Source organism: Candidatus Caldatribacterium sp., assembly GCA_014359405.1.
GTDB classification, from domain to species: Bacteria; Atribacterota; Atribacteria; order Atribacterales; family Caldatribacteriaceae; genus Caldatribacterium; species Caldatribacterium oleiphilum.
Window position 1 is genome coordinate 16,187 of sequence record JACIZN010000031.1, and the last position, 578, is coordinate 16,764.

1 protein-coding gene and 1 pseudogene (1 of these 2 cut by a window edge) are annotated in these 578 nt (G+C 51.9%); both read left to right on the top strand.

Going from position 1 to position 578, the window contains the following annotated elements; genetic code table 11:
* A pseudogene (locus H5U36_03790) lies at positions 1-271 on the top strand (extracellular solute-binding protein) (it extends 1,242 nt beyond the left edge of the window).
* A 63-nt stretch (positions 272-334) separates the two neighbouring features.
* The coding region (locus H5U36_03795; protein ID MBC7217287.1) for a sugar ABC transporter permease at positions 335-578 on the top strand (244 nt) is incomplete at its 3' end.

Sequence of the window (578 nt, forward strand, 5' to 3'; positions counted from 1 at the left end):
TGGCTGGGGTAAGGAATCGGTTACAAAATACCTGGAGACAATCCAGACCATTCTTTCGGATCCGAAGGCTATCACCGACCTCCGTATCCCGGGAGCTGCCGAGTACTACGATTACCTTGACCTTTACCTTGCTGAGGTACTTTCGGGAACAAAAGCACCTAAGGAGGCCTGCGACGCCATCTACAACGAGTGGGTCAAGATCACTGAAGCTCATGGCAAGGAGAGACAAAAGGCCCTCTACCGGGAATCCCTTGGACTTCCAGCTGAGTGACGTGCGCCCACAAGGCCTGGGGAAACCCCCAGGCCTTGTGATTTTTCAGGGAGTGTGAAAAACGTGAGGAGGGATGCTGTCAAATTCGGTTTTCTCCTTCCTGGGCTTTTGTACCTTGTGGCCATGGCGGTTTTTCCTCTTATCTGGTCGCTAACTTTGAGCTTTCATCGCTGGAAAGCTGCTACTGCTGCTCCTCGCGTATTCGTGGGACTTGAGAATTTTGTGAATATCTTTCTTCGGGATCCTCGCTTCTGGAATAGCCTCCGTTTCACGCTCCTCTACGTGGCTTTCGTGGTGAGCATTGAGC